Annotated in this window: 16 protein-coding genes and 1 tRNA gene; 10 read left to right on the top strand and 7 right to left on the bottom strand. The window is 67.6% G+C overall.

The features are described from left to right. Window positions 1–55: 55 nt before the first annotated feature. Together pflA and corA are read left to right on the top strand one after the other, a co-directional pair. Window positions 56–931, top strand: coding sequence for a pyruvate formate-lyase-activating protein (pflA, locus tag B3611_RS02750; RefSeq protein WP_291313545.1), 876 nt, complete (start codon window positions 56–58; stop codon window positions 929–931). A 146-nt stretch (window positions 932–1,077) separates the two neighbouring features. Then, the gene (gene corA / locus B3611_RS02745; RefSeq protein ID WP_291313544.1) at window positions 1,078–2,151 is read left to right on the top strand and encodes a magnesium/cobalt transporter CorA; all 1,074 of its coding nucleotides are present in this window, start codon (window positions 1,078–1,080) and stop codon (window positions 2,149–2,151) included. 9 nt (window positions 2,152–2,160) lie between these two features. Here the strand turns inward: corA and B3611_RS02740 are convergent, their stop codons facing one another. Then, a complete protein-coding gene (locus B3611_RS02740) occupies window positions 2,161–2,598 on the bottom strand; it encodes a PaaI family thioesterase (RefSeq protein WP_291313543.1) in 438 nt (145 codons plus the stop codon). Window positions 2,599–2,678: 80 nt separating this feature from the next. Between B3611_RS02740 and gndA the strand changes: the two genes are divergently transcribed. From gndA to B3611_RS02710, 6 genes are all read left to right on the top strand, one after another. Next, window positions 2,679–4,157 (top strand): NADP-dependent phosphogluconate dehydrogenase, encoded by a 1,479-nt coding sequence (gene gndA / locus B3611_RS02735; RefSeq protein WP_291313542.1) that lies wholly within the window; start codon window positions 2,679–2,681, stop codon window positions 4,155–4,157. 69 nt (window positions 4,158–4,226) lie between these two features. Continuing rightward, window positions 4,227–5,540: a DEAD/DEAH box helicase gene (locus B3611_RS02730; protein WP_291313541.1), complete on the top strand. Its 1,314-nt coding sequence runs from the start codon at window positions 4,227–4,229 to the stop codon at window positions 5,538–5,540. A 34-nt stretch (window positions 5,541–5,574) separates the two neighbouring features. Then, window positions 5,575–6,981 carry a hemolysin family protein gene (locus tag B3611_RS02725; RefSeq protein WP_291313540.1) on the top strand — a complete coding sequence of 469 codons (1,407 nt, stop codon included), beginning with the start codon at window positions 5,575–5,577 and terminating at the stop codon, window positions 6,979–6,981. Continuing rightward, on the top strand, window positions 6,981–8,039 hold the full coding sequence (locus B3611_RS02720) for a hemolysin family protein (RefSeq protein WP_291313797.1): 1,059 nt from the start codon (window positions 6,981–6,983) through the stop codon (window positions 8,037–8,039). Before B3611_RS02725 ends, B3611_RS02720 begins: the two co-directional genes overlap by 1 nt. Before the next feature lies 1 nt (window position 8,040). Next, on the top strand, window positions 8,041–8,928 hold the full coding sequence (locus B3611_RS02715; protein WP_291313539.1) for a 3-methyladenine DNA glycosylase: 888 nt from the start codon (window positions 8,041–8,043) through the stop codon (window positions 8,926–8,928). Window positions 8,929–8,957: 29 nt separating this feature from the next. After that, a complete protein-coding gene (locus tag B3611_RS02710; protein WP_291313538.1) occupies window positions 8,958–10,367 on the top strand; it encodes a vWA domain-containing protein in 1,410 nt (469 codons plus the stop codon). A gap of 52 nt (window positions 10,368–10,419) precedes the next feature. On the opposite strand, the gene B3611_RS02705 is transcribed toward B3611_RS02710, so the two are convergent. From B3611_RS02705 to secA2, 5 genes are all read right to left on the bottom strand, one after another. Then, window positions 10,420–10,980, bottom strand: coding sequence for a MerR family transcriptional regulator (locus tag B3611_RS02705; RefSeq protein ID WP_291313796.1), 561 nt, complete (start codon window positions 10,978–10,980; stop codon window positions 10,420–10,422). Window positions 10,981–11,102: 122 nt separating this feature from the next. Next, window positions 11,103–11,663: a bifunctional nuclease family protein gene (locus B3611_RS02700; RefSeq protein WP_291313537.1), complete on the bottom strand. Its 561-nt coding sequence runs from the start codon at window positions 11,661–11,663 to the stop codon at window positions 11,103–11,105. A gap of 3 nt (window positions 11,664–11,666) precedes the next feature. Then, window positions 11,667–12,413, bottom strand: a complete 747-nt coding sequence (locus B3611_RS02695) for a MerR family transcriptional regulator (RefSeq protein WP_291313536.1) — start codon at window positions 12,411–12,413, stop codon at window positions 11,667–11,669. Between the two features lie 121 nt (window positions 12,414–12,534). Beyond that, window positions 12,535–12,963 (bottom strand): oxoglutarate dehydrogenase inhibitor Odhl, encoded by a 429-nt coding sequence (odhI, locus tag B3611_RS02690; protein ID WP_291313535.1) that lies wholly within the window; start codon window positions 12,961–12,963, stop codon window positions 12,535–12,537. Between the two features lie 148 nt (window positions 12,964–13,111). Continuing rightward, the gene (gene secA2, locus B3611_RS02685) at window positions 13,112–15,412 is read right to left on the bottom strand and encodes an accessory Sec system translocase SecA2 (RefSeq protein ID WP_291313534.1); all 2,301 of its coding nucleotides are present in this window, start codon (window positions 15,410–15,412) and stop codon (window positions 13,112–13,114) included. A gap of 142 nt (window positions 15,413–15,554) precedes the next feature. On the opposite strand from secA2, the gene B3611_RS02680 reads away from it, so the two are divergent. Together B3611_RS02680 and B3611_RS02675 are read left to right on the top strand one after the other, a co-directional pair. After that, complete coding sequence (locus B3611_RS02680; RefSeq protein WP_291313795.1) at window positions 15,555–16,733, top strand: alpha/beta fold hydrolase; 1,179 nt, start codon at window positions 15,555–15,557, stop codon at window positions 16,731–16,733. Between the two features lie 114 nt (window positions 16,734–16,847). Continuing rightward, window positions 16,848–16,924: transfer RNA gene (locus B3611_RS02675), tRNA-Pro, on the top strand. A gap of 59 nt (window positions 16,925–16,983) precedes the next feature. Here B3611_RS02675 and B3611_RS02670 read toward each other — a convergent pair. Next, window positions 16,984–17,976: a diacylglycerol/lipid kinase family protein gene (locus B3611_RS02670; protein ID WP_291313533.1), complete on the bottom strand. Its 993-nt coding sequence runs from the start codon at window positions 17,974–17,976 to the stop codon at window positions 16,984–16,986. Window positions 17,977–18,012 lie beyond the last annotated feature (36 nt).

Raw genomic sequence — 18,012 nt, 5'->3', positions numbered from 1 at the left:
GGACCCACCGAGCAACCCACAGACCAGCAACCCACAGAGAGGCGGTGCCACGCGCATGGCGCAGGACGGCACAACCGGATTGGTCATTGTCCAGCCCGAGCACGGTGAAAGGCACCGCGGTGTCGCGGCGGGTCTCGGTGGCCTGTCCACGGACGATCTCGAGATCACCCGGCCGGAGCTGCTGGAGGCCCGGCGCACGGGTGACATCGGGCTCGTCCACTCGTGGGAGCTGGTCACGGCCGTCGACGGCCCGGGGACGCGCATGACCATCTTCCTGTCCGGGTGCCCGTTGCGCTGCAAGTACTGCCACAACCCGGACACCATGGACATGAAGGAGGGCACCCTGGAGCGGGTGGAGGATGTCGCCAAGCGCGTCATCCGCTACAAGAGGGTCTTCGACGCCACCGGGGGCGGCCTGACACTTTCCGGCGGCGAACCGCTGTTTCAGATCGCGTTCACGCGCCGGCTGCTCAAGCTGGTGCACGACGCGGGGGTGCGCACCGCGGTGGACACCTCCGGGTACCTCGGGGCGCGCCTGACCGAGGAGGATCTGGAGAACATCGACCTCTTCCTCCTCGACGTCAAGTCCGGCGACGAGTCCACCTACAAGCGCGTCACCGCCCGCGAGCTGCGCCCGACGGTCGAGTTCGGCAACCGCCTGAACGCGGCCGGAAAGAAGGTGTGGATCCGCTTCGTCGTGGTACCCGGGCTGACGGACGCGCCGGAAAACGTGGAGAACGTCGCCGACATCGTCGGCCGGTGGACCAGCAACGTTGAGCGCGTCGAGGTCCTGCCCTTCCACAACATGGGGGCCGACAAGTGGAAGAAGATCGGTCTGCCCTACGACCTGGATGGCGTAAAGCCCCCCTCGCCCGAGGAAGTCGAGGCCATCCGCGACGTGTTCCGCCGCAGGGGGCTCACCGTCTTCTAGGACCCCCGCACCGCGCCCCTTTCCGCCCCAACCCGCTTTTTGCGGCGAGGGAGGGAAAGGGGCGTAGTATTTCCATGGTCTTCACGCTTGCCTGCCCCGATCGGGGCGCTAACCCCCAAGCTCGGACGGAAGGAGGGCACACCATCATGCCGCCACTCATCCCGCTGCCGCGTCAGCGCATCAAGCGACCCGCGGAGTCCACAGCCCCCACGGTGCCCGTCCCCATCGAGCGCTCCACCGACTTTTGCCGCGTCTTCGTGGACGGGAAGCGCCTTCCGGGCGAGGCCCGGATCACCCACTCCCTCGAAATCGCCCGCCAGCACGACAACGCTTTCGTCTGGCTGTCCCTGAGGGAACCGACAAACGCTCAAATGGAGCGGCTCCGGGAGATTTTCGACCTGCACGAGCTGATCGTCGACGACATCATCGACGCCCACCAGCGCCCCAAGGTCGAGCGCTACGACGACCAGCTGTTCATGGTCGTACGGTCGGTCTACTACCGCGATGACGAGGAAGTCCTTGACGCCCGCGAGATCATTTCCACCGGTGAGGTGCAGATTGTCATCGGGCCGAAATTCGCCATCACCATCCGCCACAAGGCACCGCTCCCCGACCTTTCCGCGCAGCTGGAGGAGGACGAGGAGCTGGCCATCCTGGGGCCGCCCGCCGTGGCGTGGAAGATCTCGGACTACGTGGTGGACAACTACCTCCGCGTCGCCCAGGCCCTGAGCCGGGACGTCGACGACCTCGAAAACGAGGTGTTCACGCCGCGCCGGTCGATCAACATCGACAAGATCTACATGTACAAACGTGAGGTGCTCGAGATGCGCCACGCCATCGATCCCCTCGGGCCGGCGCTGCGCAACGGGCTGCTTAACAACAAGGACATGCTGCGCAAGACGCTGCGCTCCTACATTCGCGACGTGCAGGACAACGCGATGATCGTCAGCGACCACGTCTCCGGCTTCGACGAGCGGCTCTCCTCGCTCTTGGACGCCTCGGTGGCCAAGGTCTCGATGCAGCAGAACAGCGACATGCGCACGATCTCGGCCGTGGTCGGCATGGCTGCGGCCCCCACCATGATCGCGGGCATTTACGGCATGAACTTCGAGTACATGCCCGAGCTCGGCTGGAAGTGGGGCTACCCCGCGGTGCTGCTCCTCATGGTCGTGGTCACGGGCGCGATGTACCTGTGGTTCCGGCGAAACCACTGGCTCTAGGGCACACGCCTATCGCGGCTTGAGGATCATCAGCTTCAGGTTCGTGGTGGCCACGAGGTTCCCCTCCGCCTTCATTTCGATGCGCCACAGGTGGGTCGTGGAACCGAGGTGGACCGGTTTGGCCACCGCGTTGAGCCTGCCCTGGCTGACCCCGCGCAAGAAATCAGTGCAGTTGCTCATTCCCACTGCCGGGGCACCGGACGCCGCAACGGCGGCCATCGAGCCGAGGGTTTCCCCCACGCTGCAGTAGAGGCCCCCGTTTGTCAGCCCCATGGGCTGGTGGTGTTGGGGGCCGATCTCGACGTAGCCCTCCACCCTGTCGCGTGCCACGTAGGTGAGCACGATACCGAGGGTGTGCGAGAGGCCGGTGTCGGCGGCCCGGAGCTGGTCGAGCTCCTCCGCGGTCAGGGGTTCCTCCAGGATTTCACTTCCGAGTCGGTGCTTCATGCCGGGAAAGTTTACGCGCGGTCCCGGGCCACGGCGCGGGAATCGGCGGCCAATGTGGCCGCCCGGGGCCCGTGCGTACTATGAGGACCATGACTTCTGGAGATTTTTCCGCTACTCCCCCAGCCCAGATCGGTGTCGTCGGCATGGCCGTGATGGGGTCGAACCTGGCGCGCAACTTCGCCTCCAAGGGCCACACCGTGGCGGTGTACAACCGCTCCCCGGAGAAGACCCGCGCGTTCATGGGGCAGCACGGGTCCGAGGGTGCGTTCGTCTCCTCCGAGACGATCGAGGACTTCGTCGCCTCCCTCGAACGGCCCCGCAAGGCGATCATCATGGTCCAGGCCGGGCCCGCCACCGATGCCGTGATCGCCCAGCTCGCAGACGCCATGGACGAGGGTGACATCATCATCGACGGTGGCAACGCCCTGTTCACCGACACCATCCGCCGCGAGCGCGAAATCTCCGCCCGGGGCCTGCACTTTGTCGGCGCCGGTATCTCCGGCGGTGAAGAGGGCGCGCTCAACGGCCCGTCGATCATGCCCGGAGGACCGGCTGAGACCTGGGAGACCCTCGGGCCCCTCCTGGAGGACATCTCCGCCAAGGTCGACGGAGTTCCGTGCGTGACCCACATCGGACCCGACGGCGCCGGGCACTTTGTCAAGATGGTGCACAACGGCATCGAGTACGCCGATATGCAGGTCATCAGCGAGGCCTACCACCTGATGCGCTACGCGGCGGGGTTGGCGCCCGAGCAGATCGCCGATGAGTTTGCCGAGTGGAACCGCGGCGACCTCGACTCTTACCTCATCGAGATCACTGCCGAGGTGCTGCGCCAGAAGGACCGTCGCACGGGCAAGCCGTTCATCGACATCATCGTCGACGCCGCAGGTCAGAAGGGTACCGGCCGCTGGACGGTCAAGGAGGCGCTGGACCTGGGTGTTCCCGTCACCGGTATCGGCGAGGCTGTCTTCGCCCGCGCCCTGTCCTCCGCCCTGGCCCAGCGCCAGGCGGTGCAGGAGGAGCCCCTGCCGTCCGGCACACTGACCACCCTCGCCGACCTGGGAGTCGACCCCGCATCCTTCCTCGAGGATGTCCGCCGCGCCCTCTACGCCTCCAAGCTGGTGGCCTACGCCCAGGGATTCGACGAGATCAACGCCGGTTCGATGGAGCACGGCTGGGACATCCGACCAGGCGATCTTTCCCGCATCTGGCGCGGCGGCTGCATCATCCGCGCGAAGTTCCTCGACCGGATCACCGAGGCATACGAGAAGGAGCCCACCCTTCCCACGCTGCTTCTTGATCCCTATTTCAAGGGTGAGTTGGACACCCTCGTGGATTCGTGGCGCCGCGTGGTCGTCGTCGCTACGCAGCTCGGTCTTCCAGTCCCCGTCTTCGCCTCCTCCCTGTCCTACTACGACTCCCTCCGCTCCCCGCGCCTTCCCGCCGCGCTGATCCAGGGCCAGAGGGACTACTTCGGCGCCCACACCTACAAGCGCGTCGACATGGAGGGCACCTTCCACACGGCGTGGTCCGGCGACCGCGAGGAGCTCGGCTACTAGCAGGCTTGCCGACGTCCGCCGCGGCGCGCTGGTTCCTCCCTGGGCCGCGGCGGGGGTAGACTGCGACAAATGACTTCATTCGCCGAGCTCGGCCTGCCCCAGCCAATCGTCAACGTCCTGGGCAGGCAGGGGATCACCGATGCCTTCCCCATTCAGGAGGCGGCCATCCCCGACGCGCTGGAGGGCCGGGACGTCCTCGGGCGCGGCCCCACCGGTTCCGGCAAGACCTTTACGTTCGGGTTGCCCATGCTCACCCGGCTGGCGGGCGCGCCGTCACGGCCCGGGCACCCGCGCGCCCTCGTGCTCGCGCCGACGCGCGAGCTGGCGGCGCAGATCCGCGAGCGTCTCGACGACCCCGCCGCCGCCCTGGGGCTGCGGGTGCTCGACGTCGTGGGCGGGGTGAACATCAACCACCACATCCGCTCCCTCGCCGCGCCCGTCGATCTCCTGGTGGCCACCCCGGGCCGGGCCGAGGACCTGATCAACCAGAAGAAGCTCCACCTTGATGCGGTGGAGATCGTCGCGCTCGACGAGGCGGACCAGATGGCGGACATGGGTTTCCTCCCCCAGGTGCGCAAGCTGCTCAACCGCGTGCCCCGAGGCGGGCAGACGCTGCTGTTTTCGGCGACGCTGGACGGTGACGTCGAAAAGCTTGTTTCGGCCTACATGAACAATCCCGTCACCCACTCCACCGCTCCCGTGGAGGCCTCCGTGGACACGATGGAGCACTACGTGCTGCACGTGGGGGGCCGCGACGAGCGCAACGACACCGTCCTGCGCATCGGGGCGCGCGAGGGCAGGACCATCATGTTCATGCGCACCAAGCACGGCGTCGACCGCCAGGTGAAGAAGCTGCGCCGCGTCGGCGTCAACGCGCAGGGCCTGCACGGCGACAAGGGACAGGGTGCCCGCACCCGCGCACTCGAGGGATTCTCCGACGGCACCACGCCCGTGCTCGTGGCCACCGACATTGCCGCGCGTGGCATCGACATCGATGACGTCTCCCTGGTGGTCCACGTCGACCCGCCGGCCGAGCACAAGGCATACCTGCACCGCGCCGGGCGCACGGCGCGCGCCGGCACTTCCGGCACCGTGGTCACGCTGGCGCTTGACGAGCAGGAGAAGGAGGTCGCGCAGCTGCTGCGCAAGGCCGGAGTGGAGGCGAAAACGGTTCGCGTCACGCCGGAGTCGGACGCGTTGGCTAAGATCACGGGGGCACGCCAACCCTCGGGCAGCCCCCTGTCACCTCCCGGCCAGCAGTCGCCGGCCGGTGGCGCGAAAGCTGCCAGGGGTGCGCAAGGGGCACGGAGCAACGCTGCCCCCCGTAGCCGCAGTGGCCGCCCCTCCGCGGGTCGCCGACAGAGAAGGAGTAACGGACGCTAGCCCCCGCCCGCGGTAACGCGGCGTCCCGGAAGAGATGGACATAGTCATATCGATCGTCGCGCTGCTCGGGTTCGTCCTCCTGACAGCGTCCACCGGCCTGTTCGTGGCCGTCGAATTCGCCATGACCGGCCTGGAACGCTCGACGGTCGAGGCGCACGTCCGCCAGAAGGGTGACAAGACCGCCCGGGCGGTTGCGCGCGATCACGCGAGCCTGTCCTTCGTCCTCTCCGGCGCCCAGCTCGGCATCACCCTGACCACGCTGGCTGCCGGATTTCTCGCCGAGCCCGTGCTCGGCACGTTCTTTACCCCGCTGCTCGAGCTCGCGGGGTTGGGCGCGTCCGCCTCGCGGACTGTGGCACTCATCCTCGCGCTCATTATCGCGACATTCCTCTCCATGGTCTTCGGTGAGCTCGTGCCCAAGAACGCGGCGATCACCGAGCCCCTGGGCACCGCGCGCCTGGTCGTTCCCCCCGTGAATGCGTTCAACACGGTGTTCAAGTGGTTCATCAAGTCGCTCAACACCTCGGCGAACTGGTTCGTGCGCAAGCTCGGCTTCGAGCCCGCCGACGAGCTCGCGTCCGCGCGCTCCGGCCAGGAGCTCGGGGCGATGGTGCGCAACTCCGCCGAGGCCGGCGGGCTGGACGCGGAAACCGCCCGCGTCATCGACCGCTCCCTCCAGTTCGGCGAGACCACCGCGGAGGAGGTGATGACGCCGCGGTCGAAGATCGACTCGCTCGACGCCGAGGACACGGTCCAGGACCTCATCGCCATGGCGCACGAGACGGGACACTCCCGCTTCCCCGTCCGCCGAGGCGATTTGGACGACACGATCGGTGTCGTGCACATCAAGGATGCCTTCTCCGTGGCTGCCGAGCTGCGCCCCTCCACCCGCCTGGCCGAGCTGGCCCGGCCGGTGCCGTTCGTCCCCGGCACCCTCGACGGCGACTCCGTTTTGAACCGCGTGCGCTCGGCGGGTTCCCAGGTTGTGCTCGTCGCGGACGAGTACGGCGGAACCCAGGGCCTGGTCACCATCGAGGACGTGGTCGAGGAGATCCTGGGCGAGGTGTACGACGAGTACGACGACCGTGAATCCGAGCGGGATTTCCAGCGTTTCGGCAACTCCTGGGAAATCTCCGGCCTCGTGCGCCTGGACGACGTGAGCGCGCGGACCTCGTACACGGCGCCCGAGGGCCCCTACGAAACGCTTGGCGGGCTGATCATGTCCACCCTCGGACGCATCCCCCGCGTGGGCGACAAGGTTCTCCTTCCCGAGGGCAGCGGTGACTTCCAGGAGGACTTCGGCGCGGGAAACGCGGGCCGCTGGCTGGCGCGCGTGGCCGTGATGGACGAGCGCCGCGTGGACAGCGTCATTCTCACACCGGTACCGCGCAACACCGCGGCCCCCGCAGCCGACGCAGCAGCAAAGGACGCACGCGCATGATGGACATCCTGCTCACCGCTCTCCTGATCGTGGCGCTGCTCGGGGCGAACGCCTTCTTCGTCGCCTGCGAATTCGCCCTCATCTCCTCGCGCCGCGACCGACTCGAGTCGCTCCTGGCGCAGGGAAAGAGGGAGGCCACGGGCGTCATCAAGGCCATCGAACACCTCTCCATCTACCTCGCCGGCGCGCAGTTCGGCATCACCATCGCCTCCCTGGTGCTGGGAAAGGTCGCCGAGCCCGCCATCGCGCACTTCGTCGAGGAGCCCTTCGAGATGCTCGGCGTGCCCGAAAACCTCCTCCACCCCGTCTCCTTCGTCATCGCCCTGGGCCTCATCTCCTACCTGCACATCCTCTTCGGAGAGATGGTGCCCAAGAACATCGCCATCGCCGGGCCGGAGTCCCTGGCCCTCTGGCTCACCCCCGCGATGACGCTGTGGGTGAAAGCGACCCGCCCGTTCATCGAGTTCCTCAACTGGACGGCGCGCACCACCCTCCACGCCTTCGGCATCGAGCAGCGCGACGAGCTCGAATCCACGGTGGACCAGGAGCAGCTCGCCACCATGATCCAGGAGTCCAGGGAGGAGGGCCTTCTCGACGCCGAGGAGACCGTGCGCCTGGCCAAGGCACTGCGCTCCGACTCGCGCAGCCTGAAAGAGGTGATGATCCCCCTGGACAAGGTGAAGACAATCCCCTACTCCGGGCGCGGCATCCCCCTGTCCGTGATCGAGGAGGCGGTCCGGGAAACCGGTTTCTCCCGCTTCCCCGTCGAACGCTCCGCGGGGGTGCTGGTCGGCTACCTCCACGTCAAGGACATCCTCGATCTGATGGGGCCCGAGCAGGAGGCGGCGGACCCCCTGATCCCGAGCTCCCGCATCCGCGCCCTGAGCATCGTCGACGGTGCCGGCAGCCTCGACGACGCGCTCACCTCGATGCACCGCCGGTCCGCCCACATGGCCCAGGTGCGCGACGAAGGCGAGCTCGTTGGTGTCCTGGCCCTCGAGGACATCATCGAGGAGTACGTGGGCACAGTTTCCGACTGGACGCACGAGGGTGCCTAGCGTGGCCGTCAGCCTGACGCGCGGGGAGTGGGAGGCGGCTCAGGCGCAGCACGAGGCGCGCGCCCACGCCTGGATCGACCCCCACCTCCGCCGCCGCAGCGCCGGGGAGACGCACCCGGTGTGGGACTTCCTCTTCGACTACTACCGCCTGCGCCCGAGCCACCTCGCGCGCTGGCACCCCGGGCTGGGCACGGAGCTCCTCGATGCCGCCCGCACCCCCGCCTCCCCCGTCACCGGGATGCGCCACTACACCGTGGACAGCCGGGGCACCGCGCGCCTCGACGTGGAATCCTTCCTCACCAGGCGCGGCGCGGCCATGGAGGAGGTGCGTGTGCTCCTGACGTCGATAAGCGGTGCCCGCCCCCACTTCGGCTGCTTCGGCCTGCACGAGTGGGCCATGGTCTACCGGACGGAGGAGCCGCGCCACGGGTTGCCGCTGCGTCTCGGAGTGGACGGCACGAACGAGGTGGTGGATGGCCACCCCATCAGATGCAGCCACTTCGACGCGTACCGCTTCTTCACGCCGGCGGCCAGGCCCCTCAACGCGAGGGTGCTCTCCCGCGCCACCCAGGCCGGCAATGACCAGCCCGGGTGCGTGCACGTCAGCATGGACCTGTACAAGTGGGCCGCGAAGATGGGCCCGGTCGTACCCGGTGACCTCCTCCTCGACTGTTTCGAACTCGCGACCCGCGCGCGCCGGTTGGACATGGAGGCCTCCCCCTACGACTGCACCGCCCTCGGCTTTGGGGTCGTGGCCGTGGAGACACCCGAGGGCAAGGCCGAGTACGTGCGGCGGCAGCGTGAGCTGGAGCGGGATGCCGCGCCGTTGCGCGCCCGGCTTGTCGCCCTCTTGGATGAGCTTGCGGCGGATAAGATGACCCCCAGGTAAATTCCTGAGGTTTTAGAGGTGGTCTCTGCATGGGTCGGCACTCCAGCGGCACAAACAACTACTCCCTGTCCACCGGTGCGATAGCCGCGCTCACCGCCGCAGTCGTAGCGGTGGCGGCAGGGGTGTGGTTCGCCGCCGAGAGGCCCGACAGGGGCTCCGGCGGGCAGCAGGCCGCCACCTGCGTCTCCGGTGACCTCGAGCTCCCCGTCAGCGGCGCCGACGAGCAGGTGGCCCGCGCGCTCATCGACGCCTACGCCGGCTCAAACCCCGTCGTGCGCGACTTCTGCGTCAAGCCGGTGTACGTTGACTCGCTCAGCCAAGCCGCCGTCTACGTTGCGCCGAACACGCCGGTCTCGCACCAGCAGCTCGCGCAGGCGAACCGCACCGCCGCGGTCTCCGACCCCTCCCCGGCAGCGGCGCAGGAGGTCGGGGTGACGGGACGCGACGCTCCCGCCGCCAGGGAGCAGATCTCCCCCGAATCCGTGGTCTACCCCGTCGACGAGGAACCCTCCGCCTCGGCCCTCGTCGCCTCCCTGCTCGCCGGCAATGACCGGGATGCGGTCACCGCGCTGACCGAGCACCGCGTGGCCCACGTGCGCGATGTCGAGAACGCCACCGGCGGCGCGCGCTACGCCGCCACCACCCGCGATGCCGCCCCGGAAGGTCTCGGGTTCACCGGGTTCGGAGCCTCCGTCGTACACGCCGCCATTCCTCTCAACCAGGGGACGGGGATCTCGGAGGATCAGTCGCGGGCGGGTCAGGACTTCGCGCGTTACTCCGCCGACCACTTCGACGGCAACGCCGCGTCCCAGCCGACCATCTCGGAGCTCGTCTGGGCAGCGGCGACCCCGTCCGGCGGAACGGAGCTGACACGGGACACGGGCTCTGCGGCCGCCTCGTCCGGCGCGGTCTCGGACACCCTGTTCCTTTTGGATACCTCTGATGCGATGGCTCCGTACCTGCCCCAGGCCTCCGACGCCATCGGCGCAGCGGCGCGGCGGGTCGCCGCCGAGGGCCACCGCGTCGGACTGTGGAACTACTCTTCGCCGCTCTCCCCCGGTGTCACCCGCGGTTACCGGGAAAACGTCGCGCTGACCCCCAACGCCGACGAGGTCGCAGCGGCGGCGGGACGCTTCCTCACCGGCGGCCAGCCCCGCACCCGCGAGGCCGTGTCCGCCGCAGTGGATTACGCCCGCTCGGCTGGTTCGCCCGTGCGCGTCGTGGTGATCACCACGGGAACCGCGGACGGCGGAGCGGACGACGATTACGCGAACGCCCTCAAGAATGCCACCGGCAGCGATGTGACCGTGTCCGTGGTCCACGTCGGCCCGGATCAGGAGGATCCCGCGCTGCGTAGGGTTGCGGCCTCCGAGGCGGTGGCTGCCGACGGGGGCAAAGTGGGTGAAGCGGTGACCTCGGCCGTCGGCACGCAGGACTAGAACGCGGCAAAGCCCCGGCCCACTCGGGGCCGGGGCTGGGGTATGCCGGGCGTCAGGAGGTCTTGCGGCGGCGTGCTGCCAGCTCGTCCAGGCCGATGACGTTGTCCATCGGGGCCTCCTCCGCCACGCGCTCGGCGGGGAAGGCAGAGATTGTGCCCGTCAGATCGCGCATGATCTGGGGCACGGCGATGCCGAACACGCCCTGCCCGCCGCCGAGCAGATCGATGATCTCCTCGTTACTGCGGCACTCGTACACAGTGGTCCCGTCGGACACCAGGGTGATCTCGGCGATGTCGTTGACTCCGCGGTCGCGCAGCTTGTCGACGGCCAGACGGATGTTCTGGAGCGAGATCCCGGTGTCCAGCAGGCCCTTGACGATCTTGAGGACGAGGATGTCCTTGAAGGAGTAGAGGCGCTGGGATCCGGAGCCGCGGGCGCCGCGGATGGAGGGGCGGACCAGGTTGGTGCGGGCCCAGTAGTCCAGCTGACGGTAGGTGATGCCCGCCACCTGGCAGGCGATGGGCACGCGGTAGCCGACCTCGTCCGAGGGTCCGACATCGAATAGCGTCTCCTGGACTGCTGCCTCGGAGGTGGTGTCCTGGGGGGTGTGGATGCTCACGTAATTACTCCCATGAAGTTTTGCGGTGCGCGCTAGTGCTTATTAAATGCCAAGCATAGGCCGGGGTCAAGACCCGCACGCGGCAACACGCCGAACTCTAAACCTTTAGTTCAGATTTAGTCGAGATCCCCCGGCTCCCCCTCATCGGGGTCCATGAGCTCGCTCTCCTCCACGCCGAGATCGCGCATGAGCTGCGCGAAAGCGGTGTCCGCGGCGGGGTCGGAGCCAGCGGTGTCCTCCTCCGCCTCCGCGATATCCAGGTCGAAATACTGCTTCGCGTCCGCCGGCGAGATCCACAGCCCCGCCTGCGCAACGACCGACTCGTCCATCTCGACGGCGATGTCCAGGATGACGGCCAAAGCCAGCGCGTCGGAGGCCCGGGCGTCCAGTTCGGAGCCGTCCTCCATCGTGACCGTCGCCATGAAGGTGCCATTGACGTAACCCGATATTTCCACCGACTGCACCCCCTGGGCCGACTCGGTGATCACGTCGGCGAGGAGGTCTTGGGTGGTGGGGCGCGAAGGCGACCAGCCGTTGAGCCGCGCCAGGAGCTGAGTGCCCTCCAGAGGAGGAAGCCAGACCGGAACAAAACGGCCCTTCTCCTCCCAGTGAAGAAGAGCGCAGAGGAAGTTCTCGGGACCGATGGCGTAGACCCCGACCAGGGAGACGGGAACCATCCTTTAGCTGCCCAGCCGGTTCCGCAGCTCGTTCTTGACCAAATCGGCGTGCAGGGAGACAACGAGGGCGGTCATCTGGTGCCCGATCTCCTCCGCCTTCTGGGTCGCGCTCGCCGTGCGGGACTTCGCCACAGGCTCAGTGACCTGCGAGATCAGGTCGGCCTGACGCCCGGCGGTGGTGCGCAGGGACTTCAGGTGGCGAATGTCCAGACCGAACTCGGTGAGAGCGACAGCGGTGGTGACCACCCGCACATCGTCCGCGCTGAAGTGCCCCGACGCGTCGGGAGTGAGCAACCCGGCTGAGACGAGTTGGTCCACCGTGTCCTGGTCCGTGTTGGCCTGCTCGGCCAGGTCCGTATCCGTCATGCGGGTGACCGCGGGGGCGCGGAAGGCCTCCGGGGAAACGATCGGTTCCGCGTGCGTTGCGGACATGATGGCCGTGACGTGGCCGGAGTCCATCGCGTCAAGCTGCTCGCGGATGACCTTGAGGGGGAGGTAATTGTCGCGCTGGGTGACCAGGATGTAGCGCAGACGCTCCACATCCTCCTCGGTGAAACGCCGGTAGCCGGAAGCGGTTCGTTGCGGGGTGATCAAGCCCTCGGACTCGAGAAAACGGATCTTGGAGACCGTGACATCCGGGAACTCCTCCCGCAACCGGTTCAGAACGACGCCAATTGACATGGTCTTGGCACCTGCTTTGGAACCCGCGCGGGAGGCGGGCTGCGGGGAGGTCTTTCGAATTGCGCTCACGATGTTTGCTCGGGTTTTCTCTGTAAAGGGATGACCGCACCGGCGGCTGACGGGAAAAGTTTAGCCCAACGCGGCGGGAAATTTAGCGGGTTTTCCTCACGACGTCGGGCCGGGGCGTCCGTTACTTCTCGTCGGCCAGGAAGACGAGGCGGAACTTGCCGATCTGGATCTCATCACCGGTGGACAGCGCCTGGGAGTTGCGCGGCTCGCGGTTGACATACGTTCCGTTCAGGGAACCCACGTCGACGACCTCGAAGCCACCCTCGTTGCGGCGAAACTCGGCGTGACGGCGGGAGACAGTGACGTCATCCAGAAAGATGTCGGCCTCCGGGTGGCGCCCGGCGGTGGTGGTTTCCTGGTCGAGCAGGAAACGCGCGCCAGCGTTCGGCCCGCGCTTGACCACGAGGAGCGCGGCACCCTCGGGAAGGTTGTCGGCCCCACCCGCCGCGTCGGAGGCGGCTGCACCGGACTCCATTTCCTTCAGCAGGTCCGCACGGAACACCGAAGTGGTTTCTACTTGAGTCTCCGGCGTACCAGTGTTCTCGCTCATGAATTTCTCCTGACGCTGTCGAGGGATTTCAAATCAACTGTTAGCCATAGTAGCGGCTGGCCCCCGCCGTCGGGGACTCAGGCGCTCGCTTAGCGGCCAAACCGCAGCATACGCCGCGGCCGCGGGGCCCACATCCCGCCCGCGCCGCTCAGCGGAACATGTTCACGACTCCCGAAACGAAGGATTTTCCTGCCCCGGACAGGGGATTGTCCGAAACCATGTAGGTCCACGTGGCGCTCGGGCGCTTCCAGCCTGCGTCCTCGAGGTGGGCACCCTCGGCGTCGATGGGCACCGTGGCGAAGGTCTCCACCGCACGGTCCACCGCCCTGTTGGCGAGGTCCTTGAACTCCCGCACCGCGATGCGGTGGTACTCGTCGATGGGGGTTTCGCGGGCGATGGCGCGCAGGTGGATCGACTCCCTCACGTCATCCATGAGGGCGAGGTGCTCGGACCACTCGTCATCGAGGTGAAAAAGCATGATCTCGCGCGCCGCCTGCTCCCGGGTGGGCCTGTCGACTCCGCCCGGCCCCTCCAGCTCAGCGGCCCGTCCGGGGTTGCGCTGCGCCAGCTCGCGCCACGCGAGGTCAGTGTCGAGGAGGGCATCCCGGCGCTCGTCGACGATGGCGCGGTGATCGGCGAGCAGCTTGTTGTACTTCCACGTCTGCGAGTGAATCTCGAGGAGCTGGCCCTCCGTGACACGCTGACAGTGCTCCACGAATCCCTGGACACGCTCGGACGTGATCCGCCCATCGGCCCCCGGCCGGGCCGTGACCTTCTCCCCCGCCCCGCCGGTTGCCACGATGTCGTCCTCGAGGGAGACGAAGAACACGCTCAGGCCGGGGTCCCCCTGGCGGCCCGCGCGCCCGCGCAGCTGGTTGTCCAGACGGGCGGTCCTGTGCCGGGCGGTGCCGATGACGGCGAGTCCTCCTAGAGCCGCGGCCTCCTCCCTGTCCGCCTCGTTCGCCCCGCCCAGCCGGATGTCGGTGCCGCGGCCGGCCATTTGCGTGGAGACGGTGACTCTGCCGAGGTCGCCCGCCTCGGCGATGATCCGCGCCTCCTCCTGATCGTTCTTCGCGTTCAGGACGTTGACGCTGATGCCGCGCCCCTGCAGTGCCGCGGCCAGCGCCTCAGACTCCGCGACGTCGTGGGTGCCCACGAGGACCGGCTGGCCCGACGAGTGGAGGTGCTCGATCTCGTCGACGATCGCGTCGTTCTTCTCCTGGGTGGTGGCGTAAATCCTGTCGGCCTCATCGAAGCGGCGCAGCTCGCGTGCCCTGTCGATGACGGAGACGCGGAGCCCGTAGAAGGAGCGCAGCTGGTCGGTGGCCTCCACCGCGGTGCCGGTCATTCCGCACACCCGCGGGTAGCGGCCCATCAGTGCCTGGAGGGTGATTGAGTCGAGGATCCGGCCCCCCTCCGAGACGGAGAGGCCCTCCTTCGCCTCCACCGCCGCCTGCAGGCCGTCGGGCCAGCGCTGGAGCTCGGCGACGCGGCCGCGGGAGGCGTCGATAAGCGAAACCTTGCCCTCGTCCACGATGTAATGGATGTCCCGGATGAGCAGGGCCTTCGCGTGGAGCGCCAGGTTGACGCGCACGAGGGTGGTGCCGATGTGCTCGTCGGAGTAGAGGGAGTCGATGCCGAGAAGCCTTTCGACGCGCCGCGCCCCCTCCTCGGTGAGGAAGGCGTTGCGCCCCTCCGCGTCGATGGTGTAGTCCTTCTTCTCCCGCAGCTGCGCGACGGCTTCGGTGATGAGACCGGTGGCCTGCTCACCCGCCTGCGAACCGGCGAGGACGAGCGGGACCAGTGCCTCGTCCACGAGGACGCTGTCGGCCTCGTCCACCAACGCGACATCCGCAGGCGCCTGGACGGTCTGGTCGCGGCGGGTGATCTGGTTGTCGCGCAAGTGATCGAAGCCGATTTCCGCGACTGGGGCGTACACGACATCGCACCGGTACGCGCAAACCCTCTCGGTGCGGGTGGAGGACTCGGTCACCGCGCCCACGCTCAGGCCGAAGAATTCAACGAGGGGACGCATCCACTCGGCGTCGCGCTGGGCCAGGTAGTTGTTCACGGTGATAACGTGCACCCGTTTGCCTGTCAGGGCGTAGCCCGTGGCCGCCATGGCGCCGACGAGCGTCTTTCCCTCACCCGTGGCCATCTGGATCACGTCACCCTCGAGCAGACGCAGAACTGCCTGGTTCTGCACCTCGAAGGGGGTCATCCCCAACGTGCGGGCGGACGCCACCGAGAGGATCGCCAGAAAGGCCGGCTTGTCCTCGATCCCCTGGCCGGCCACCGTCGCCCGCGCCGCGGCCGCCAGCTCCGCGTCGCCCATCGCCCCGTAACGGTCGAACAGGCCGTGCGCCTGGGACACAATGCTTTTCGACGCCTTGTCGTTGCGCTCCGAACTCGACCCCATGGCCTTCCAGAACCAGTCAAAAGCACCCATCTGCCGAATGTCCTTCCGTTGACGTTCCGCGCGCGGCGGCGTGTCCCCCAACTTTACGGCAGCCGTATGGGCGCGAGGCCCGCACCTGCAATATCCTTGAGTTTTGTTTCCTTCCCCCATGGCCCAGGAGGTCCTCTTCCCCATGCTCTCCCTGAACGTCAAGGTTCCGTCCTCCACCGGAACCATGATGGCCGGCACGATCGACCAGCCCGACCACCCGGCCGAGGCGTACGCGATCTTCGCCCACTGCTTCGCGGGCTCGCGGCACACGCCCGGCGCCTCGCGGATCTCCAAGAAACTCACCGAGTACGGCATCGCCACGCTGCGTTTCGACTTTCCGGGCCTCGGCCAGTCCGAGGGCGACTTCCGCGACACCTCCTTCAGCCAGAACGTCGACGATATTGTCGCCGCGGCCCAGTGGCTCGCCGAGAACTACCAGGCGCCGCAGCTGCTCATGGGGCACTCCCTCGGCGGGGCGGCGGCACTCAGGGCGGCGACGCGGCCCGAGCTGAAGCGCACCCTGAAAGCCGTCGCCACCGTCGGTGCCCCCTTTGACCCGGCGCACTCCGTCCTCCACTACGCCGACAAGATCGGCGAGGCCGACGCGAGCGGTTCCGTGACCGTCACGCTGGGAGGGCGCGACCTGGTCATCTCCCGCGAGTTCCTCCTCGACCTCGCCGACACCAACCCCGAGTCCTACCTCCCCCGCCTGCGCAAGCCGCTGCTTCTGCTGCACTCCCCGATCGACCAAACGGTCGGCATCGACAACGCGCAGAGCATCTTCCAGCTCACCCGCTACCCGAAGTCACTCATGGCCCTGGATAAGGCGGACCACCTGCTCACCCGCCAGGGCAGCGCCCAACGGGCCGCCGACATCATCGGCTCCTGGGTCCGCCAGTACATCAACCCGCAGTTCGTGCCCGAGCCCACCACCGACACAAACGCGGTGTCGTACAGCGCGCGGGGCACTCGCTACGGCGATGTCGTGCGCACGTCCAACCGCGCCATCACCACCGACCGCGCCAAGAACTCCGGCGGCAAGGGCCAGGGGATGACGTCGACCGGCCTGTTCATGAGCGCGCTCGCCGTTTCCAGTTCGCAGGCCATTCGCGAGGCCGCGAAGGGCATGGAGCTTGACGACGTCCGGGTCGAGGTGGCCCACACGGGAGAAGCTTCGTTCACCCGGCAGATCTCCCTCTACGGCCATCTGACGGATGAGGAGCGAGCGAAGCTGATGGAGGCGGCCACCCGCTCGCGCATCGACGGTTTCATCGGCTCCAGCACCGTTGTGACTACGCTGACGAACCAACCCGGGCGGTGAATGACGTGCCTCCACGCCCGAATATCGGCGCCTGAGCTGGGGATTAACTGTTCAACCGGGAGGTCATGTAATCTATCCGAGTCGCCGGAGAAGCCGAGAGGCGGAGACGGCAGGCGGGCTGTGGCGCAGCTTGGTAGCGCACTACACTGGGGGTGTAGGGGTCGCAGGTTCAAATCCTGTCAGCCCGACCACGTACAGGCCAGAGAATGTTTTCAGGACATTGTCTGGTCTGTTTTTTCGTCTCCCGGTTTTACACCCGCACCAGCAGCGCGCCGGGCTCGATTTCCAGGTCGACGCGGTTGACCACTCCAACCGGGTCCCCGTCCAGTTCGAAGGGGTGCGGCGAGGCCATTTCCACGGTCACCCTTTCCCCCCACGCGTACTCCATGGCCCCGACCGCGCGCGGGATGGACACCCTACGCTGACCCGCCTTTTCCTCCGCCGGCCGGGGTGGAACCCCACGCCAGGAGTTCAGCGCCGTCCGCGCAGAATTGACGGCGAGACGGTTGAAGATGGCCACCCAACCGATGAACCCCCGCGGCGCCATTGCCACGACATCGATCACGCCATCGTCCGGGCGCGCGGACGGGAAGAGCGGGAAGTCGTTGATGAGATACCCGCAGTTGCCGAAGATCAGCGTGTGCAGGGCGGTTTCGGCAATCCTGTCGCCGTCGACGGTGTAGGTCACTTTGACGCTCCTCCCCCGCATAAGCGAGCGCAAGATCCCCTGGCCGTACGCCAGCGGCCCGATCCGCTTCTTGAGCCGCTCATCGGTGTGTTCGATCATTCCCGTGTCCAGACCGAAACCGGCCATGACCACAAAGCCCATGCGCTCGTTCGTGCCGTCGGGCCGGCCCAGCTTGGCGTGGCAGAGATCCACCCTGCGGTCGTTGCCCGTGAACGCCCGGCGCACGGACGCGTCCAGCCCCAGATCCATTCCCAGGTTGCGGGCCAGGAGGTTGCCGGTCCCGGAGGGAACGATCGCCATGCTGACCCCGGAGCCGGCGAGGGCGGAGGCGATGGTCCGGACGGTGCCGTCACCGCCGGCGACGATCACCAGCTCGATGCCGGGGCGTGTCGCTGCGGCGGCCTGTTCCTGGCCGTCGTCCTCGGCGGTCGTGCGCACCCATTCGATGCGCCGCCCCTCGGGCGCGTGGGCGTAGACGCGCTCGCGGAGCTTCTGCTCGTTGACCTTCACGGGGTTGAAGACCACCAGGACAGCACTTCTCGTCGTCTCGCTCACCGTTCCCATCATATGGGCAGCGCCCCCGGCCGGGGT

Source organism: Corynebacterium sp. UBA2622, from assembly GCF_002339505.1.
In the GTDB taxonomy this organism is placed as follows: Bacteria; Actinomycetota; Actinomycetes; order Mycobacteriales; family Mycobacteriaceae; genus Corynebacterium.
The sequence above is the reverse complement of the archived record's forward strand: the minus strand, read 5'-3'. Positions and strand labels throughout refer to the sequence as shown.